14 protein-coding genes, 1 tRNA gene and 1 pseudogene are annotated in these 17,434 nt (G+C 52.5%); 9 read left to right on the top strand and 7 right to left on the bottom strand.

Annotated features, from left to right (window positions below; all coding sequences use genetic code 11):
- The first annotated feature begins 44 nt into the window (after positions 1-44).
- Genes C3F13_19405 through C3F13_19395 form a run of 3 tightly spaced genes read left to right on the top strand, consistent with a single transcriptional unit; the run spans position 45 to position 3,051 of the window.
- Entirely contained in the window at positions 45-455 is a 411-nt protein-coding gene (locus tag C3F13_19405; GenBank protein PWB49563.1) for a sterol carrier protein, read from the top strand.
- A gap of 6 nt (positions 456-461) precedes the next feature.
- Positions 462-2,261: an aldehyde ferredoxin oxidoreductase gene (locus tag C3F13_19400; GenBank protein PWB49562.1), complete on the top strand. Its 1,800-nt coding sequence runs from the start codon at positions 462-464 to the stop codon at positions 2,259-2,261.
- A gap of 40 nt (positions 2,262-2,301) precedes the next feature.
- Entirely contained in the window at positions 2,302-3,051 is a 750-nt protein-coding gene (locus C3F13_19395; protein ID PWB49561.1) for a hypothetical protein, read from the top strand.
- Between the two features lie 344 nt (positions 3,052-3,395).
- Here C3F13_19395 and C3F13_19390 read toward each other — a convergent pair whose 3' ends face one another.
- The 6 genes and pseudogenes from C3F13_19390 to C3F13_19365 all read right to left on the bottom strand — a co-directional run bounded on the left by C3F13_19390 (position 3,396) and on the right by C3F13_19365 (position 6,985).
- Positions 3,396-3,791: a dinitrogenase iron-molybdenum cofactor biosynthesis protein gene (locus C3F13_19390; protein ID PWB49560.1), complete on the bottom strand. Its 396-nt coding sequence runs from the start codon at positions 3,789-3,791 to the stop codon at positions 3,396-3,398.
- 30 nt (positions 3,792-3,821) lie between these two features.
- On the bottom strand, positions 3,822-4,142 hold the full coding sequence (locus C3F13_19385) for a hypothetical protein (GenBank protein ID PWB49559.1): 321 nt from the start codon (positions 4,140-4,142) through the stop codon (positions 3,822-3,824).
- Positions 4,143-4,445: 303 nt separating this feature from the next.
- Positions 4,446-5,093, bottom strand: a complete 648-nt coding sequence (locus C3F13_19380; GenBank protein PWB49606.1) for a cupin — start codon at positions 5,091-5,093, stop codon at positions 4,446-4,448.
- A 505-nt stretch (positions 5,094-5,598) separates the two neighbouring features.
- Positions 5,599-5,904: pseudogene (trxA, locus tag C3F13_19375) on the bottom strand (thioredoxin).
- Between the two features lie 94 nt (positions 5,905-5,998).
- On the bottom strand, positions 5,999-6,226 hold the full coding sequence (locus tag C3F13_19370) for a DUF2892 domain-containing protein (GenBank protein ID PWB49558.1): 228 nt from the start codon (positions 6,224-6,226) through the stop codon (positions 5,999-6,001).
- Between the two features lie 84 nt (positions 6,227-6,310).
- The gene (locus C3F13_19365; protein PWB49557.1) at positions 6,311-6,985 is read right to left on the bottom strand and encodes a Crp/Fnr family transcriptional regulator; all 675 of its coding nucleotides are present in this window, start codon (positions 6,983-6,985) and stop codon (positions 6,311-6,313) included.
- Between the two features lie 435 nt (positions 6,986-7,420).
- Here C3F13_19365 and C3F13_19360 point away from each other — a divergent pair, with 435 nt between their 5' ends.
- The 5 genes from C3F13_19360 (at position 7,421) to C3F13_19340 (ending at position 11,888) form a co-directional block, all read left to right on the top strand.
- Positions 7,421-8,335, top strand: a complete 915-nt coding sequence (locus tag C3F13_19360; protein ID PWB49556.1) for a hypothetical protein — start codon at positions 7,421-7,423, stop codon at positions 8,333-8,335.
- Positions 8,336-8,346: 11 nt separating this feature from the next.
- Complete coding sequence (locus tag C3F13_19355) at positions 8,347-8,991, top strand: hypothetical protein (protein ID PWB49555.1); 645 nt, start codon at positions 8,347-8,349, stop codon at positions 8,989-8,991.
- 122 nt (positions 8,992-9,113) lie between these two features.
- Positions 9,114-9,635 carry a hypothetical protein gene (locus tag C3F13_19350; GenBank protein ID PWB49554.1) on the top strand — a complete coding sequence of 174 codons (522 nt, stop codon included), beginning with the start codon at positions 9,114-9,116 and terminating at the stop codon, positions 9,633-9,635.
- A gap of 122 nt (positions 9,636-9,757) precedes the next feature.
- Entirely contained in the window at positions 9,758-10,465 is a 708-nt protein-coding gene (locus C3F13_19345) for a DNA-binding response regulator (protein PWB49553.1), read from the top strand.
- A complete protein-coding gene (locus C3F13_19340) occupies positions 10,443-11,888 on the top strand; it encodes a hypothetical protein (protein ID PWB49552.1) in 1,446 nt (481 codons plus the stop codon). Before C3F13_19345 ends, C3F13_19340 begins: the two co-directional genes overlap by 23 nt.
- A gap of 454 nt (positions 11,889-12,342) precedes the next feature.
- On the opposite strand, the gene C3F13_19335 is transcribed toward C3F13_19340, so the two are convergent.
- Positions 12,343-12,418: transfer RNA gene (locus C3F13_19335), tRNA-Lys, on the bottom strand.
- 353 nt (positions 12,419-12,771) lie between these two features.
- Between C3F13_19335 and C3F13_19330 the strand changes: the two genes are divergently transcribed.
- A complete protein-coding gene (locus C3F13_19330; GenBank protein ID PWB49551.1) occupies positions 12,772-16,944 on the top strand; it encodes a DNA polymerase III subunit alpha in 4,173 nt (1,390 codons plus the stop codon).
- The last annotated feature ends 490 nt before the right edge of the window (positions 16,945-17,434 follow it).

Here is a 17,434-nt window from a genome sequence, read left to right as displayed (position 1 = left end):
ATTACAGCTAATCACTGGTGAATAAACAGAAAGGATCAACTCTGATGCCCATCAAATTTGCTACAGAAGAATGGATCAAAGAATTATGCGACCGACTCAATGCCAGCCAAGAATATGCACAGGCTGCTGCCAACTGGGAGGGTGATAACATCTTCGTTATCCTTCCCGACGCGGATTATCAGGCTACAACCTACTTTTACATCAACCTCCAACACGGTAAGGCTTCAGATCCTCGCTTACTCAAGAGCCCTGACGAGAAAAAAGCCCTGTTTACCACCTCTGCGCCGTTTGGCACCTGGCGGAAGGTAATGGAAGGCAGGCTCGACCCCTTACAAGGGATATTCTCGGGTAAGCTCAAGCTGGTTGGCAGCATGGCCCAGGTCCAGCGCAATCCCAAGGCCACTTACATGCTGACCAAGATCGCCTCGCAGATCGATACGGATTTTGGATCCTGATCACTTATGAACGGTTTTATGGGTAGGATCCTGCGGGTGGATCTTACAGACTCCAGGCTGTGGGATGAAGCTCTTGACGAAGGCTACACCCGTGGATTCGTAGGCGGGAGTGGCCTGGGGGCGCGCTATCTCTATGATCGCCTAGATGTTACCATCGATCCACTTGGCTCTGAGAATCCCCTGCTCTTCCTTACTGGTCCTCTGGTGGGCACTTCCCTGACTTCCGCCGGTCGTTATTGCGCTTGTGCCCGCTCACCACTGACGGGTATTTGGGGAGAAGCCAATAGCGGCGGCTTTTTTGGACCCGAGCTGCGTTATGCTGGCTACGATGGGGTGCTCATCACTGGCCGGGCCGATCAACCTGTCTGGCTGGCGATCATCGATGGCCAGGCAACTTTGCACCCGGCGAACGACTTATGGGGCAGTGATCCGTACACCACCCAGGCAAACCTACGTCAAGAGCTCGGTGATGAGCGAGTGCGGGTGAGCTGTATCGGCCTGGCAGGTGAAAATCGGGTCAGGCTGGCCGGGATTGCGAATGATCACGGTCGTTTTGCCGCCCGTACCGGATTGGGTGCGGTGATGGGCTCCAAGAACCTGAAAGCCATCGCAGTACGTGGCCATGAGGAAGTGCCGCTTTATGCACCCAAGGACTACAAGGCCCTCACCCAGCGCATCCTTGGGTTATATAAAGACGATTTCTTTGCCCAATCGCTGCGCCAGTATGGCACTGCCGGTGGTGTAAACCTGAGCCATATGTTGGGTGATATGCCCATTCTGTATTTCCAGCTGGGAGAATACTCTCAAGCCGATGATCTCTCCGGGGTAGATCTAGCCGATAAGTACCTTAACCGCAATACTGCCTGCCACAAGTGTGTCATCGCTTGCGGCCGGGAGACTCACACAGACCTCTATAATGACCCAAAGGTGGATGGGCCCGAATACGAAACCGTAGCAGCGCTTGGCTCATTGCTCATGATCTTCGATTTGCCGGCGGTCATCCATGCCGGTCACCTGTGTAATCGCTACGGGTTGGATGTCATCAGCATGGGTGTAACGATTGGCCTGGCTTGCGAGCTATTTACCCGTGGCCTGCTGACTGCCAAAGACACGGAAGGACTGGAAATCCATTATGGTGACCCCGAGCTGGTCTTCCGCCTGATCGAGATGACTGCCCGCCGGGAGGGTTTTGGTGATGTGCTGGCAGATGGCAATGCCGCCCTGGCAGACTGGGTAGGTGTTCCGGAGCTTTCGGCCACCGTCAACCGGCTTGAGGTGCCCATGCACGACCCGCGCGCCTATGTGGGCATGGCCGTCACTTATGCCCTCTCGCCCCGAGGCGCCTGCCATATGGAAGGCGACATGTTCACCCTCGACCTGGGCCAAGAGGGAGGCATTGAAATCGGCTTGCCTCCCGGGGACCGCCAGGAGAATTCGGTTGAAAAGGGGCGCATGGCTGCCCGTACCCAGGCCTGGCGCAACCTGTACAATTCACTCATCCTGTGCCAGTTTGAAAACCCACCAGCCAGCCTGCTCACTGAGCTTATCAACGCTGCTACGGGTTGGAACCTGGATTTGTTGGATTTGATCCCCCTCGGCAAGCGCATCGTCAATATCAAACGCCTGCTGAATTTTAAGCTGGGGTTGACCAAAGCCAATGACCGCCTGCCGGAGCTTCTTCTACAGCCGCTCAATGAAGGTGGCACACAAGGCATTGTCCCAGACATGCCCACCCTGCTGGCTGGTGCCTATGAAGAGCTGGGCTGGGACCCACTTACCGGGCGTCCGCTTGGCGAAGTTCTCTAGCCCGATTATTGGTAGTAATGATCATCAGGTGAGGTAAAAGGTGAACATCACCATAGACAAGCAATCCGCGGTTCCATATTATCACCAGCTCAAGGAAAAGGTGAAAGCCCTGATCGCCTCAGGTGAGCTGAAGCCAGGCGATTGTCTGCCCGGCGAGTATAGCCTGAGCGAGCAATTGGGGATCAGCCGGCTGGTGGTGCACCGCGCAATGCGCGAGCTTGTTACCGAAGGCCTGTTGATCCGTATGCGCGCCAAGGGTACCTTTGTTGCGCCAGTGATGAAACACCGCTTCATGGTCACCGGGCCGCTGTTCAGCACTACCGAAGACTTGTCCATTGAAGCCCTTGAGCCTACGAACCAGGTCCTGCTTCAAGAAGTGATCCCTACAAGCGAGGAGGTCAGGCAAGGGCTTCACTTGCCCCCCGCGGCGACGGTGATCCACTTGAAGAACCTGCGCCTGGCTAAAGGTCTGCCCTTCGCCATCGAGGAAATTTATCTGTCGCACGACCGCTTCCCTGCCCTGGCGAGCTTAAATATGAATAACCACTCCTTATATACCGTCCTTGAAAAGGACTATCATGCCTACCCGCAGGAATCCCTCGATCTGATCTCAGCCGATTCGGCTTCCAGAGATGAAGCCCGCCTGCTGGGTATCAACACCGCTGCCCCGGTGATGCGCGTGGTGCGCACCTCAACTGACCGGGAGGGCCAACCTGTGGAATATACCCGCATCGTGTTCCATGCGGGGCGCTACCAACTGGTGGCACGCATGCACCGCACGGAAGGATAACCAACCGTGGGTTAACAAGGCAAATAAGCCTGAAATGTTTGGGGCTGTCCTATAGGAATTGGGGCAGCCCCATTGCATTATTTCAGATTGAAACGTAGAATTTCCTGATAAACAGCGTTCTGTGTGGGTGGATAGTTCCCATTACTGACGTGTCCGCCCTTATATTGCTCAGCTGGAGAGCGTCAAGGGCTTATTTGTCCTCATCCTCTATTAAACACAAGAAGCTTGACAGCAGTCCGGTCAAGCTTCTCAAGGCCATTTTGGTGGTCCAAGGGTGAATCGAACGCCCAACAAACAATTGCGAGACATGATGATTGAATAGTGATTGTTGAATCACCAATCATTTAGTGCAAGCGATCGACGTGATCTACAATGCTACCATCAAGGTAAGCCTTTATTGCTTCGTCAATGGTTACAATACTGGTGACAATGGGCTTGATACCATACTCCTTCATGCTCTCGTAAGCGCCCATGCCCATCCCACGGCATAACAAGACTTGGCAGTCGGTAATAGCCTGTGCCATACGAGCATGGCGGCCTTGCTCCTCTGCACCAAATCCATGCGCGTGGCTTGGTGATGAAGTATGAGGCTCATTCGCAAAATGGGTGTGACTCAATTTGTCACGCATTTCGCGAGTTACGAGCTGACCATTTTCAACCGTTACAACTAAATAATAGTTTGCACGTCCAAAGTGCTGGCTGATAGTCTGACCATCATCAGTGATTGCAGCAATTTTCATGAGGATACTCCTGTCTATCTATATATTTTATTAACCACGTAAACGTGTGATTAGTATAATGATGCCCAAAATAAATAAAATGATAATTGATGAACCGCCCAATATAAGCGGTAGCGGCAAAGCAAATGATGTCGTCGATACAGGTGATGGAAGGATAACCAGAGGAGCTGCCAATACCTTTCCGGATGGGGCAGGCGTAGGTGTCGCAATACTACCGGGTATGATATCCAGTTTATTTGCAAAAATATCAGCCCTCGTTTGGTAATCATCCGGATGGCAGCTATGGCAATTGGTATAGATATCACTCACCGGGTTGGCGACTATACCCTGATGAGCTAAGTCTTTGTCCATGGTTGAGCAGTTTCCCCCGTGACATTTTGCACAGCAATCCTTCCTTGCATGAACGCCATGCCATTCACCATTCGCTGCAACTGGGTCTTCTTGGACATGACAGGTGTAACAGGATGAGTCAGGTGGTGGGTTACTGCCACATTGAGCGAACACAGGCGAAGGTGTCATAACCCAAATAAGAAAGCCTATTCCTAAAAAAAGCATTCCTACACAGATTATTACAAAAAAACTTTTCTGAGACATTGGTAACCTCCTTACGATGCCGTAATTTCCTGTGGCTGGAGCGATTGCTGATGAGGCAGGTTACTCAGCTTTAAAATGACGATCTTCCGGGTGATCACTTTCGTCTGCCGGACACATGATCAGCAATGATTTAGAGATGGTTTCGCCTACATTTTGCCAAAGGTGAGGTAGTTGAGCTTCAAAAAGCAAGCTGTCGCCTGGATCAAGCATAAAAGTATGATCTTCAATGGTATAAGCAAGCTTCCCTTCAAGGCAGAAAACAAATTCATGTCCAGTGTGAACGATAGGGGTTGAGCCACTGTTTGCCTTTGGTTCGAGTGTGACTAGCAACGGCTGCCCACCACGCAGTGTCAGACCCGCTCCTAAATCTGCTACGGTCCCATAAGTAAATGCTGCTTGTGGACGTTGCCCTGTTTTCTGATAGGAAATGTTATTCTTGGTGACAACAGTTTCGAAAAAAGCTGTGATGGGAACAGCAAGCGCACTCGCAAGTTGTTGCAACGTGCTGACACTCGGAGAGGTTTTCCCGTTTTCAATCAAACTTAGCGTATTGACGTTTAGCCCACTCAACCCTGCCAGTGTGCGCATCGACAAACCACGATTGTTTCGAAGGTTGTGCAAATTACGACCTACATCAATCAAAGGAGGTGTCGAATGGCTAGAATTTAATTCTGGAAGCTGAGTTTTCCTTTTTCGACGTTGATGCATTTGCCGATTACTTATAGAAGGAGTCGCATTTGTATTACTATGGTTTGCCATTAATATTTCTCCTTAAATCAAGTGTGACAACTAATATTATAGTACAATTTCGTAATTTTTTCAATAGTATGTACCATTTTAATGTGTGTGTCTACGATAAAACTATTCAAAGGTAAAAAATCAGACGGCAGTTCTTAGCCGTCTGAAGATGAAAACAAACTATGATATTCGCATCCCTATTTGTGATGCTTACCCAACCCAGTCAATGAGGATTTTTATTTTACATGTCGACTGATTTCTTTACAAAAATATCTGCTAATCGCGTTGAAAGCATGCGGTAGATCGGACAGCGATCATAGACACCACTAAACATGATTAACGCACCTAATCCTGCCAGCAGCCAGGTAATTCCCGACAAACCAATCACTATGGCCAGGATGATCAAGACCAGTCCAACTACTAGTCGTGATGTCCGTTGAGAAGGTGATGGACTGATTCGCCCTGGTTTATTCCCCGATAGAGCTGCTTCGAACAGTGCTTGAAGGTCCCTGGCAGGTGCTGCCCCAGTGCGTCGTATTACCTCCTGTCCACCATGAAAAGCAATTACAGTTGGGATTCCGAAAATCCGTAAGGAACGCATGAGATCTGGCTCGTTATCAGCGTTTACCTTCCAAACCTCAACTCGACCAGTGTACTCGCGCGCCAATTGTTCAATTGCTGGTCCGATTACCCGGCAGGGACCGCACCAGGGTGCCCAGAAATCAACAATCACCGGTTTAGGTGATTTGCTCAGTTTTTCAAAAAAATCCACTTTAGACATATGATATTCCTTATACCAAATGCCTAAACTGGAGTGAAGCAATCCAACTTCCCCAGTATCGGCACATTTTGTTTGATTGAAATTGATTTATCAATTATCTGTCTGAGCGAACCTGTTTGCCACTCAACGGTGCACCAAACAGTGGAGCGAAAACACAGAAGTCAAACAATCCGGCAACCAGAGGTAGAAGGCCAACAATCGCCAGGATGGTCCCGCCCAATCCATGAACAACCGTTAAACCGAGAGCGAGGAGGGCAATACCAGCGATAATTCGGGTAATGCGGCCAGTGGGGGAAGACATAAATTTAACAAAGGGATTCATTTTATACTCTCCTATATATCTTTTTGATTTGAATTAATTCTGCCCCAAGTATAGGAGAAATGAATAAAATTGTCTGTGACTTAGTCACATAATTGACCGAGCTTGTAAAGCTTTGCGATCCAATACCTTGATCGTCCCTCTGGATACACTGATCATTCCTAAAGCAGAAAAATCCTCGAGGATACGGCTGATCACTTCCCGCGAGCTACCCAACTCTCCTGCAATCTCCTGGTGCGTGATTTGGATCGAATCAGACTGATCCATTCTCTCGGATAGAAACGCAACAACTCTCGCGTCCATCCGATGAAAAGCCACCTCCTCCACAATTTCCATAACCGATGAAAGCCTTTCAGATAGCAGATCAAAGACAAATTCACGCCATAAATCATAGCGTCTGACCCAATCCCTGAAAGTTTCTGCTGGGATCATGACTGCCTCAGCATCTTTCTCAACCGTGGCAATCGCGGGAAAATTCTTCTGGCTCAGGATGGCATTGGCAGTCAAGATACAAGACTCACCATTCCCAAAACGATACAGGGTGATCTCACGCCCCGTTTCACCAATCTTGTACACGCGAACAACGCCAGAGATCAGCAGGGCAATCGCATCTGCCCTGTCGTCCTCCAAAAACACATCGCGACCTGCAGGAATGTGTGCATAGAATGCTTTTTGCTGTATTTCTCGCAATAAATCAGGGCCAGCATTTTTGAGAACGGGCAAAACCTTAGCAAGGTGATTGAATTGTTCGGGGCTTATCATTTTATTGTTCTTTGGCAACCGGCTATCTCTTGTGAGTATACTCCACAATTTTGATGCGTCTGCTTTCGTAATTCCAGAGGGTCAATAACCAGGAGCAAGTCCTGCATTATTCCACCAGGAAACCACAACCTAATCTATATATCAAGCATGCCTGATCAGTAAACACTGTAGCCCGAGGAGCATTATGCAATTTACCACACCCAAACACAATAGCTGAGATTTCGAGTTTAATCGAAGGAACTCCAAACAACTGGCTGCAGCCATCTGCCTGACGGCTGGAATTTGTCGATCAACGCGTTGATAAATCGCACATGCACGTGTGATCTCCTCGGAAGATATTTTTGAAAAATTCACGGAATATTCACAAGATATCCACAAGATAATTAAATCACTCCTTTATATTGGGCTAATTCTATTTCCTGGAGCCTTAATATAATGACATCGCAACCTGTACCGGTCAGTCCGAGTCTTGTCAAGCCTCGGCTGCGTGGGTGGAAATCCTTGCTCACGCATCGAACAATGCGTCGGATCTCACAATTGGCTTTTGCTTTATTTATCCTGGTAGTCATTCTTCAGCACACCCTGGCGGGAGAAGCTGCCAAGAATATAACAGCTTCCGCTGAAGCATATTGCCCCTTCGGTGGTCTGGAAACATTATTCAAATACATCACCAGTGGGGGCAGTTTCGTCCCACATACGCACCTATCCAACCTGGTTATCTTGATCGCAGTACTGGTTAATGCCTTTTTGACCCGTTCCGCCTTTTGTGGCTGGATATGCCCGCTGGGTTTTATTCAGGACCTGGTCAGCAGGTTCAGCGCATTCCTCCAAAAGCGTTTCCCTGGCGTACGCCGGGGTATGAGAAACCTAAAAAAACGAGGAGCCTCTCTTGCCTTCCTGGACCGTTACCTCCGGCTAATGAAATACTTCATCCTGGCCTGGGCGATTATTGGCACAGCGGTGTATGGCGTGATGGTATTCCGCGATTACGATCCCTGGTCTGCGCTGATCAATATTACTGAGTTCAGCTTTACAGCAGGCATCGTGGTCTTAGGAATTACATTGGTCGCTTCATTCTTTGTTGAACGACCATGGTGCCGCTATGCCTGTCCACTTGGAGCAGCCAGCAGCCTACTGGGAAAATTCAGCCCCATGTATCTTAAACGCGAAAAAAATGCATGCAAGGTATGCAAAGTATGCACGACAGCCTGTCCGATGGGCTTGGAGGTGCACACTGCATCCAGCATAACCAGCGCGGATTGCATAGGCTGCCTGGAATGCGTCGGAGCCTGTCCACGCCAGGGTGCCTTGGAAGTCAAATTTGGCATTCCCATCCTTGGTCAGAAATAGGAGAAACAACCATGCGTATTCCTCCCATTCTTTATGGCGCACTAGTACTGGTAATCTATCTGGGAACAGTTTTTGGATTCAAGCTTGCTGGTATCTGGTCTGTTTCCGGAAAGGTTACCAGCGGCGGTGAAGCTGTCCAACCTTTGCCTAACGATGTTGACACGATCAAAGGCTGGATGACCCTTGAACAAATTACAGCGGTTTACGATGTAAGCCTGGAAGATCTTCTAGCACATTTTAACCTTCCTGACGACACGCCCGCTTCCACGGCAATCAAAGATCTGGAAAGCGAGGAGTTCTCGGTGACAAATCTGCGTGACTGGCTTCAAAGCCTGGGAATTTCCACGCAACCCGGAGAAACTCAAACTCCTTTGCCAATTTCACCGACACCTGCTGTTACAAGTACAGCTACACCTGCGCAATTTGAAGCCACCCCTTTGTCTACCGAGCATATCACTCTGGAAAAAAATGTCACCGGCAAGACGACCTTCCAGGATTTACTCGATTGGGGCGTACCAGAAGAGATCATCGCGCAAATCATTGGTGGTGATCTTCCTGCGCTAAATACACTGGTTAAGGATTATGTCACCCAGCAAGGAATTCAGTTCTCCACGATAAAAACTGCGCTTCAGGCTGAAGTAGAAAAAGCCAAATAACAAGATTGCCAAATTTTCACAAGCTATTCGTCTCTCATTCACAGGTTCTTCAAACGCTTCAGGTATCATCCTGAATAACAGTAAGGAACACCTTACAAATATTATTTGATAGGAGAAAAAAGATGAACAAGTTCGTAAAAATTATGTTATTGGTTGCAATCGCAGCACTGGCAATGGGAACAACCGGAGTTGCTTATGCACAAACCCCTGGCCAGGCATCCGGAAGCGGTGCTACTGCGATGGGTGGACGTGGTCCCCGTGGTGGAAATGGCGCTGGAAATGGCGTCGCTGAAGATGGCATTTTGCACGATTACATGATCGCGGCATACGCTGAAGCTTTGAATCTCCCTGTAGCTGATCTCGAAGCCCGCCTTGACAATGGTGAAACCGTGTCTCAGATTGCATTATCCACAGGCTTGACTCTGGCTGAATTCCGCACCTTGATGGTCGATGTGCGCACCCAGGCCATTGACCAGGCGCTCGCTGATGGTGTGCTGACTCAGGCACAGTCTGACTGGCTGAAACTCCGTGGTGCCGGTCAGATGGCTGGTGGCCAGATGGGGCGTGGGTTCGGGATGAACGGTGCTGGCCAAGGGCAAAATGCCAACCCTAACTGCCCTTACTTCAACTCAACCAATCCATAATCCAGGTTTACAATCAACTGAGACAAGGGCGCTAAAGACCAGCGCCCTTGTCTCAGTTTACTTATTCATTATTCAACCTTTAACCACTGAAAACTATCCGGTAAAATAGTAGCATGCTAGAAATGACAAAGAAAATCCTGGTTGTTGATGATGAAACGCAAATTGTGAAAGTCCTGAAAGCCTATCTTGAGCAGGTTGGCTATCAGGTCGTAACTGCATTAGATGGTAAAGCTGCGTTGGCCATATTCCAGCGCGAAAAACCAGATTTTATGATCCTCGACCTAAATTTGCCAGGTTTGGATGGGCTCGAAGTTTGCCGTGTGGTACGCCGCCAGTCTAATATTCCAATTCTTATGCTTACGGCCCGTGCCGAAGAAGCTGATAAATTGATGGGTCTTGAAATTGGCGCGGACGATTATGTTGTCAAGCCTTTCAGCCCACGTGAAGTGGTGGCACGGGTTCGCACAATATTTCGGCGGGCTTCGGGAGAAATTCAACAAGCGGAAGTCATCCGGGTGGGAGGACTGCAAATCGATCTGGACCAGCACACGGTGACGGTCTCGGAGAGGACGGTTGAGCTTACCCCAACTGAATTCGATATCCTGGTTGTCCTGGCACGCCAACCTAAACGGGTATTCACACGCCTCCAGATAATGGAACAAGCGCAGGGAAATGCTTTCGAAGGCTACGAGCGAACAATTGACGCTCACATTAAAAACATTCGCCTTAAACTTGAGCCAGATCCGAAAAATCCCACATTTATTCAGACAGTATTTGGTGTGGGCTATAAGATAGAAGTTAAGACTGATGCGCAACAGCCTGATATTTAAACTCATAGGGGCATTTATTTTGATCATCGCGGTCGGTGCGGTAGTCAATTCGTGGCTAACCTCCCGGGCAATGGATAATGCCTTCAGCCTGTACAGCACTCGCAACAGCCAGGCTTGGGCCGAACAGCTCGCTCCAACCCTTGCCGATTACTATTCTAAAAACCTGAGCTGGCAAGGAATTGAAACCATCTTGCAATCAGGGTTGAGCTCGCCGGATTCCACGGGAATGGGGACCGGGCAGGGGCGCGGTTTCGGACAGGGGCGCCAGGGGAGTGCATGGATGGCTAATCAGCGGGTGATCCTTGCGGATGAAAATGGAATAGTGATCAACGACTCATCCAACGAGCTGCTTGGGCATGAACTTTCTGCAGCTGAATTGAGCAATGGTGCGCCTGTGCTGGTAGATGGCACCCTGGTTGGTACGGTGCTGGTCACCCCTAATAATATAGCTGGCGCCAACACCCCAGCCGGGCAATACCTAGCTTCAGTAAATCAGTCGATCATAATCTCTGCGATCATTGCCGGGATCATTTCTTTAGTGTTGGGAGCAGCCTTGTTTTTCTATGTCACCGCACCCCTACGACAATTGAATAAAGCTGCCGGGGCAATCAGTAGAGGTGATCTTAGCCAACGGGTGGATATTCGTTCCAAGGATGAGCTGGGCGAGCTGAGTCAGACCTTCAACCAGATGGCTGAAAATCTGGACCGAGCTGAGATCCAACGTAAGCGCCTAATCGCGGATGTGGCTCACGAGCTGCGGACTCCTATTGCGGTTATGCAGGCAAACCTGGAAGCAATGCTGGATGGTGTTCTACCCCTGGATGAAGAACAGGTAGCTGCGTTACTCAATGAGACTCTATCCTTAAAAAGGCTGGTGGGTGATTTACGGCTACTTTCATTGGTTGAATCAGGTGAGCTCAAACTGGAGAAGCAGTTGATAGAGGTCGATGCATTAATCCGCGAATTAGTCGACCGTATCAATGTCCAGGTTCATGAAAATGGGGTCTTGCTGGAGCTTGATATGGCAGATAATCTGCCTGCAGTAATGGTTGACCCGGGCCGTATCACCCAGGTATTGAATAACTTGCTTGGTAATGCGCTACGTTATGCAGCGCAGGGCGGCAAGATTATGGTCAGTGCTCAGAAATCGCCAGAGTCACCAGGATTCATAAAGGTCTCGGTCACCGATACAGGCTCTGGAATAGACCCGGCTGATCTGCCGCACATCTTCGACCGGTTTTACCGTGCTGACCAATCCCGAGCGCATGCCAGCGGGGGTTCAGGGCTGGGTCTGGCCATTGTCAAGCAGCTGGTGGAAGCGCATGGTGGAAAAGTTAGCGTCAGCAGCCCGATCTTCTCGAAAGGCGATCAGCCGGGATACGGCACTCGTTTTACATTTACTCTACCGATTATGAGTACTTAGCGGCAACTTACAACGCCGGTCTGCGTACAACTTGTTTAGCAGTCTTTGACCGAATCCCCTGGAAGAAATGCCAATATCACTTGCAGCAGCATGCCCAGGTCTATTTACCGTGCATGGACAGGCAAACCGAAGTGACTAATGGCTCCACATGATCTTCAATGCTCTCGACTTGCCCATTTAGGAAGATGCGAAACCAATCAATCACAGGTATTACCAATAATCCGTGTGAGATCCGCATACATTTGCTGACCCGAGAGCCAGGATAATGCTCTAACTCCAGTACAGGTCACCTTGCCCAATCCACTACGAGTTGAAACATTCCTTTCAGATGCTTGACCTCCCTTTTCTCAATTGCACCAACTGCACCACAACTGCACCATTAAAACGAAAATCTGCTTGCTCAGCAGATTTTACCCCCACATATATGGGCATTCAAGGTGGAAACCACCATATTTGGTGACCCAGAGGCGGATCGAACGCCTAACCTAACGATTAAGAGTCGCTTGCTCTGCCAATTGAGCTACTGGGCCATTTGGCAGGGGAATTATACCCTAAAGGTTCTCCGTGTCAACTTCCTGGCCAACGCCAGCCGCCCCTGCCCAAGATTAAGGTTCAGCAAGTCCACCTTACCGGCATTGCATTTTCGCTCATTTGGTCATACACTTTCCGTATCAACCTTATACTTGTTGCATGGCCCGGGGACGATTTCTATGCAGAGCATTGTCCAAATTGAGTTGTTCCTATTTAACAGGTGCTCAAACCAATTCATTAGTTATGTACACCGCCAACTGCCAGGCTTAAGGCTGGCAAAACAGCCAATATTTTAAGCTAACTGTCGGGTTGGGATTCTGACCTGCATGCTATAATCTCTCTCTCAAAGCCCATGTCTTTCGTCCATTTACACGTGCACACCGAATACTCGCTGCTCGACGGCTTTAGCAACATACGCCGCCTGGTGGAGCGCGCCCGCGACATGGGCATGCCGGGCATCGCCATCACCGACCACGGCACCATGTTCGGTGTGATCGAGTTCTACAACGCGGCCACACAGGCTGGCATCAACCCGGTGATCGGGCTGGAGGCCTACATGGCCGCCCGCAGCCTGCGTGGGCATGACCCGCAGGAAGACAAACGCTCCAGCCATGTGCTGCTGTTGGCTGAGAACGAGAACGGCTACAAGAACCTACTCAAGCTGGCCAGCACCGCCCAATTGGAAGGCTTCTACTATTACCCGCGCATCGACCATGACCTGCTAGCCCAGCACGCCGAGGGGCTAATCTGCAGCACCGCCTGCATGTCGGGGGAGGTGCCGCGACTGCTGGCTCAGGGTAATCAGGAAGCGGCTGATCGCCAGCTGGCCTGGTATTACGACGTGTTCGGGGCTAATAACCTGTTCATCGAACTGCAGCAGCACAACATCCCCGAGCTGCCTGCGGTGAATCGCAGCCTGCTCGAGCTGGGCCGCAAGTATAACGCCCGCTTCGTGGCCACCAACGACGTGCACTATATCGAGCCCTCTGACGCGCGCTTGCAGGACATCATGCTGTGCATCCAGACCGGCAGCCTGCTTACCGACCCACGGCGCATGCGCATGACCGATGACAGCTACTACCTGCGCAGCCCCGACGAAATGAAAGCCCTGTTCGCCGAGACACCCGAGGCCATCAGCAACACCCTTCTGATCAACGAGCGCTGCCGGCTTGACCTGGGTTTCAAGGGTTATCACCTGCCGCACTTCGAGGTGCCGGAGGGCTTTACGGCTGACACCTACCTGCGCCAGCTGTGCGAGGCCGGCCTGCAGCGCCGCTATGGCGAGCGGGCTACTGACCCCACTGTGCGTACCCGCCTGGACTACGAGCTGCAGGTGATCCACAAGATGGGCTTCGACACCTACTTCCTCATCGTGTGGGACCTGTGCCGCTATGCCCGAGAGCAGCACATCTGGTATAACGCCCGCGGCAGCGGCAATGGCTCGATCGTGGCCTACTGCCTGGATATCACCCTGGTGGAGCCGATCCACCACGGGCTGATCTTCGAGCGCTTCCTCAACCCGGGGCGCATCTCCATGCCCGATATCGACCTGGACTTCAGGGACGACTGCCGCTCGGAGATGCTCACCTACGCCGCCCGCAAGTTCGGCGACGACCGCGTGGCGCAGATCATCACCTTTGGCACACTGGGGGCACGGGCTGCCATCCGCGACGTGGGGCGGGTGAAGGACATCCCGCTGAGCGAAGTGGACCGAGTGGCCAAGCTGATCCCCAACATCCCCGGTAAGCCAATAACCTTGCGCGAATCGCTGGAGACACTCCCCGAGTTCAAGGCGCTGTATGAATCGGAAGACTACCTGAAGGAGCTGATTGACACCGCGGCCGACATGGAAGGCGTGGTGCGTAACGCCGGCACGCACGCCGCCGGGGTGGTGATCGCCGACCAGCCGCTGGTGGAATACGTTCCCTTGCATCGCCCAACCGGGGCTGCCCTGGCCGAGGAAAGCCCGATCAAGACCGTCACCCAGTTCGAGATGGGCGTGCTCGACTCGCTCGGCCTGCTCAAAGTAGACTTTTTGGGCCTGACCACGCTGACCATCATGGCGCGGGCCTGTGACCTGATCAAGACCCGCCACGGGGAGCAGCTGACGCTCGACAACATCCCCACCGACGACCCCACCACCTACGCCATGCTCGGGCGGGGTGAGACAGCCGGTGTGTTCCAGGTGGAAGGCAGCGGCATGCGCCGCTGGCTGATGCAGATGAAGCCGACCGCCATCGAGCACGTCATCGCCATGGTGGCCCTGTTCCGCCCCGGTCCGATGGACTTCATCCCCGCCTACATCCGCCGCATGCACGGCGAAGAGGCGATCGAATACAAGCACCCGCTTCTCGAGGAGATCTTCCACGAGACTTACGGCTTCCCGGTGTACCAGGAGCAGCTGATGTACGCGGCCATGAACATCGCCGGCTACACGCCCCCGGAAGCCGACGACCTGCGAAAAGCCATCTCCAAGAAGATCAAGGACAAGCTGCTCAAGCACAAGGAGAAGTTTGTGCATGGAGCCACCGAGAAGGGCATCCCCAGGGAGACGGCCGAGGAGATCTTTGACGATTGGGAGGAGTTCGCCCGCTACGGCTTCAACAAGAGCCACGCGGCTGATTATGGCATCATCGCGGTGCAGACCGGCTACCTGAAGTGCCATTACCCCGAGGAGTACATGACCGCCCTGCTCTCGGTCACCCAGTCGGACACCGAGAAGGTGGCCCTGTACGTGGCCGACTGCCGGCGGATGGGCATCGACGTGAAGCCGCCCAGCGTGAACATCTCGGGCTGGGACTTCACCATCGAAGACAGCCCGGAAGGCAAGAGCACCATCCGCTTCGGACTGGGGGCGGTGAAGAACGTTGGGCATGGCCCGGTGGACGCCATGCTGGAAGCCCGCAAGGGACGCACGTTCAGCGACATCAACGACTTCGCCCGGCGGGTGGACCTGCGCAGCGTGGGCAAGCGCGCCCTGGAAGCACTGATCAAGGTGGGCGCCCTCGACCTGTTCGGCCCACGCTCGGCCCTGCTTTCCATCATGGACCAGATCCTGTCGATCAGCTCGTCGCACTTCCGCGCCTCCGACGCCGGACAGATCAGCATGTTCGGCCTGGGCTCGGCGCTCTCGGATGAGATCATCCTGCCGCGCACGGCGCCCGAGATCAACCGCCGCGAGATCCTGGAGTGGGAACGGGAGCTGATCGGCCTTTACGTTTCAGACCACCCGCTGAGCCCGGTGATGGACGCCCTGACCCAGGTGGTGACGCATTTCTCGGGCCAGCTGAGCGAGGCATCGGCCGGCGACAAGGTGCGCGTGGCGGGCATCGTCACGCGGGTGCGCCCGCATACCACCAAGACCGGCAAGTCGATGGGTTTCGTCACCCTGGAAGACGTGCAAGGAACGATCGAGCTGGTGGTGTTTCCCAGGACCTGGGATAAGAACTGGCAGACCTTCGAAGTGGACGAAGTGATGCTGGTAGACGGCAAGGTGGACGCCCAGAGCGGTGACCCCAAGGTGCTGGTCGACAGCGTTTCCACTGACCTGAAGACAATCGTATCACAGGGGCCAGCAGTCAGGGGTCAGCGATCAGCAATCAGCGATGAGCAATCAGCCGTCAGCAATCAGCCGTCAGTAATAAGCAGTCAGCATTCAGCCGTCAGTAATCAGCAGTCAGCGATCAGCGATCAGCATTCAGCTGTCAGCGATGAGCAATCAGCCGCCAGCGATCAGGCATCAGCAAACAGCGATCAGCATTCAGCAATCAGCAGTCAGCGATCAGCAATCAGCGATGAGCCTGCCAGCCCAAAACCCGGAAGCGAGGCGCAGGAGACTGAGGACGGGGGCGCACCAGAACCACCCGACAACTTCTACCCTGATGACTGGAGTGCCATGGAGCTGACCCCCGGCGGGTTCGTCATCGAGCGGGGTGTGCTGGCGGAGCACATGCCCATGCCGGTGGTCGAAGCCGTGTTGGAAGGGGTGCCCGTCGCCGAGACCACCACAGTGGTGGATGAAACAGCTGCGGAAAGCGAGATCGTAGAGACGATCAGCGAGGCCCCGGATGCGCTCGAGCCAAGCACCCTGCCAGCCGATGAGCAGCTGCCCGCCTCCGGGCGGGTGAGCCTGGCGGGCACTCTGGCAGGTGTGGTCATGCCCGCGGTGGCCGTGCCATTGCCAGTGGTGGAAGTGCCTCCGCAGCCTGAGCTGACCATCCCTTCGCCGCCTTACGTGCTGCCACCCGCCGAGGCTTACGCCGGGCAGGAGCTGCGCATGATCACCGTGATCCTGCGCACGGGAGCCGACAAGGTGCGCGACAACCTGCGCCTGCGCCAGTGTTACGGCATCCTCATCTCGTATTCGGGGCATGACCGCTTTGCCCTGCAGATCTTCGAGCGCGCGCGCGGTTACCGCATCGAGTTCCCCAATTACACCACCGCCCATAGCGCCGAGCTGGTGGCCCGGCTGGCTAGCATCGTGGGGGCGGACAACATCCTGGTGGAGCCGCTGAGACTGCATTAATAACCGCAGATAATTCATCATTAGCCACAGATTTCCACAGATAAATTCGGATCATTAAATTTTTAGCGCAGTAGATTTTGTAGGTTGGGTTGAGGCCACCTGCATGATTTATATGCGGCGGGGTAGGCGAAACCCAACGGATTTTTAATGAGAAGCCATCCACGAATGGAAGCACGAATACACGAATTAAACCATGCGTGACTGGATGGCTCAATGAGCATTGGCGATACAGGTACACGAATGATAAGAAGTGGTAGGTTGGGTTGAGCGAGGTAGGCGAAACCCAACGGCTTTTTAATATGAGACCGTCCACGAATTGAAGCACGAATACACGAATAAAACCATGCGTGACAGGATGGCTCAGAGAGCATTGGCGATACAGGTACGCAAATATGTGGCAGGGTGGGTTTGCCCGGTTCACATTATTAGTGGTTTCAGCATAGTGCATTTTCATGTGTAACCTAACCGTTATTTATCTCACCCCCGCACC

Source organism: Anaerolineales bacterium (assembly GCA_003105035.1).
GTDB lineage: Bacteria > Chloroflexota > Anaerolineae > Anaerolineales > UBA4823 > FEB-25.
Note: the sequence above shows the minus strand (reverse complement) of the source record. Positions and strands in the feature narration are given on the sequence as shown.

Excerpts from the sequence above, each read along its gene's own strand:
- C3F13_19350 (PWB49554.1), top strand. The coding sequence starts at position 9,114 with ATGAACAAGTTCGTAAAAATTATGTTATTGGTTGCAATCGCAGCACTG.
- C3F13_19360 (PWB49556.1), top strand. The coding sequence starts at position 7,421 with ATGACATCGCAACCTGTACCGGTCAGTCCGAGTCTTGTCAAGCCTCGG.
- C3F13_19365 (PWB49557.1), bottom strand. The coding sequence starts at position 6,985 with ATGATAAGCCCCGAACAATTCAATCACCTTGCTAAGGTTTTGCCCGTT.
- C3F13_19390 (PWB49560.1), bottom strand. The coding sequence starts at position 3,791 with ATGAAAATTGCTGCAATCACTGATGATGGTCAGACTATCAGCCAGCAC.
- C3F13_19385 (PWB49559.1), bottom strand. The coding sequence starts at position 4,142 with ATGGACAAAGACTTAGCTCATCAGGGTATAGTCGCCAACCCGGTGAGT.
- C3F13_19340 (PWB49552.1), top strand. The coding sequence starts at position 10,443 with ATGCGCAACAGCCTGATATTTAAACTCATAGGGGCATTTATTTTGATC.
- C3F13_19370 (PWB49558.1), bottom strand. The coding sequence starts at position 6,226 with ATGAATCCCTTTGTTAAATTTATGTCTTCCCCCACTGGCCGCATTACC.
- C3F13_19330 (PWB49551.1), top strand. The coding sequence starts at position 12,772 with ATGTCTTTCGTCCATTTACACGTGCACACCGAATACTCGCTGCTCGAC.
- C3F13_19355 (PWB49555.1), top strand. The coding sequence starts at position 8,347 with ATGCGTATTCCTCCCATTCTTTATGGCGCACTAGTACTGGTAATCTAT.
- C3F13_19405 (PWB49563.1), top strand. The coding sequence starts at position 45 with ATGCCCATCAAATTTGCTACAGAAGAATGGATCAAAGAATTATGCGAC.
- C3F13_19400 (PWB49562.1), top strand. The coding sequence starts at position 462 with ATGAACGGTTTTATGGGTAGGATCCTGCGGGTGGATCTTACAGACTCC.
- C3F13_19380 (PWB49606.1), bottom strand. The coding sequence starts at position 5,093 with ATGCATCAACGTCGAAAAAGGAAAACTCAGCTTCCAGAATTAAATTCT.
- C3F13_19345 (PWB49553.1), top strand. The coding sequence starts at position 9,758 with ATGACAAAGAAAATCCTGGTTGTTGATGATGAAACGCAAATTGTGAAA.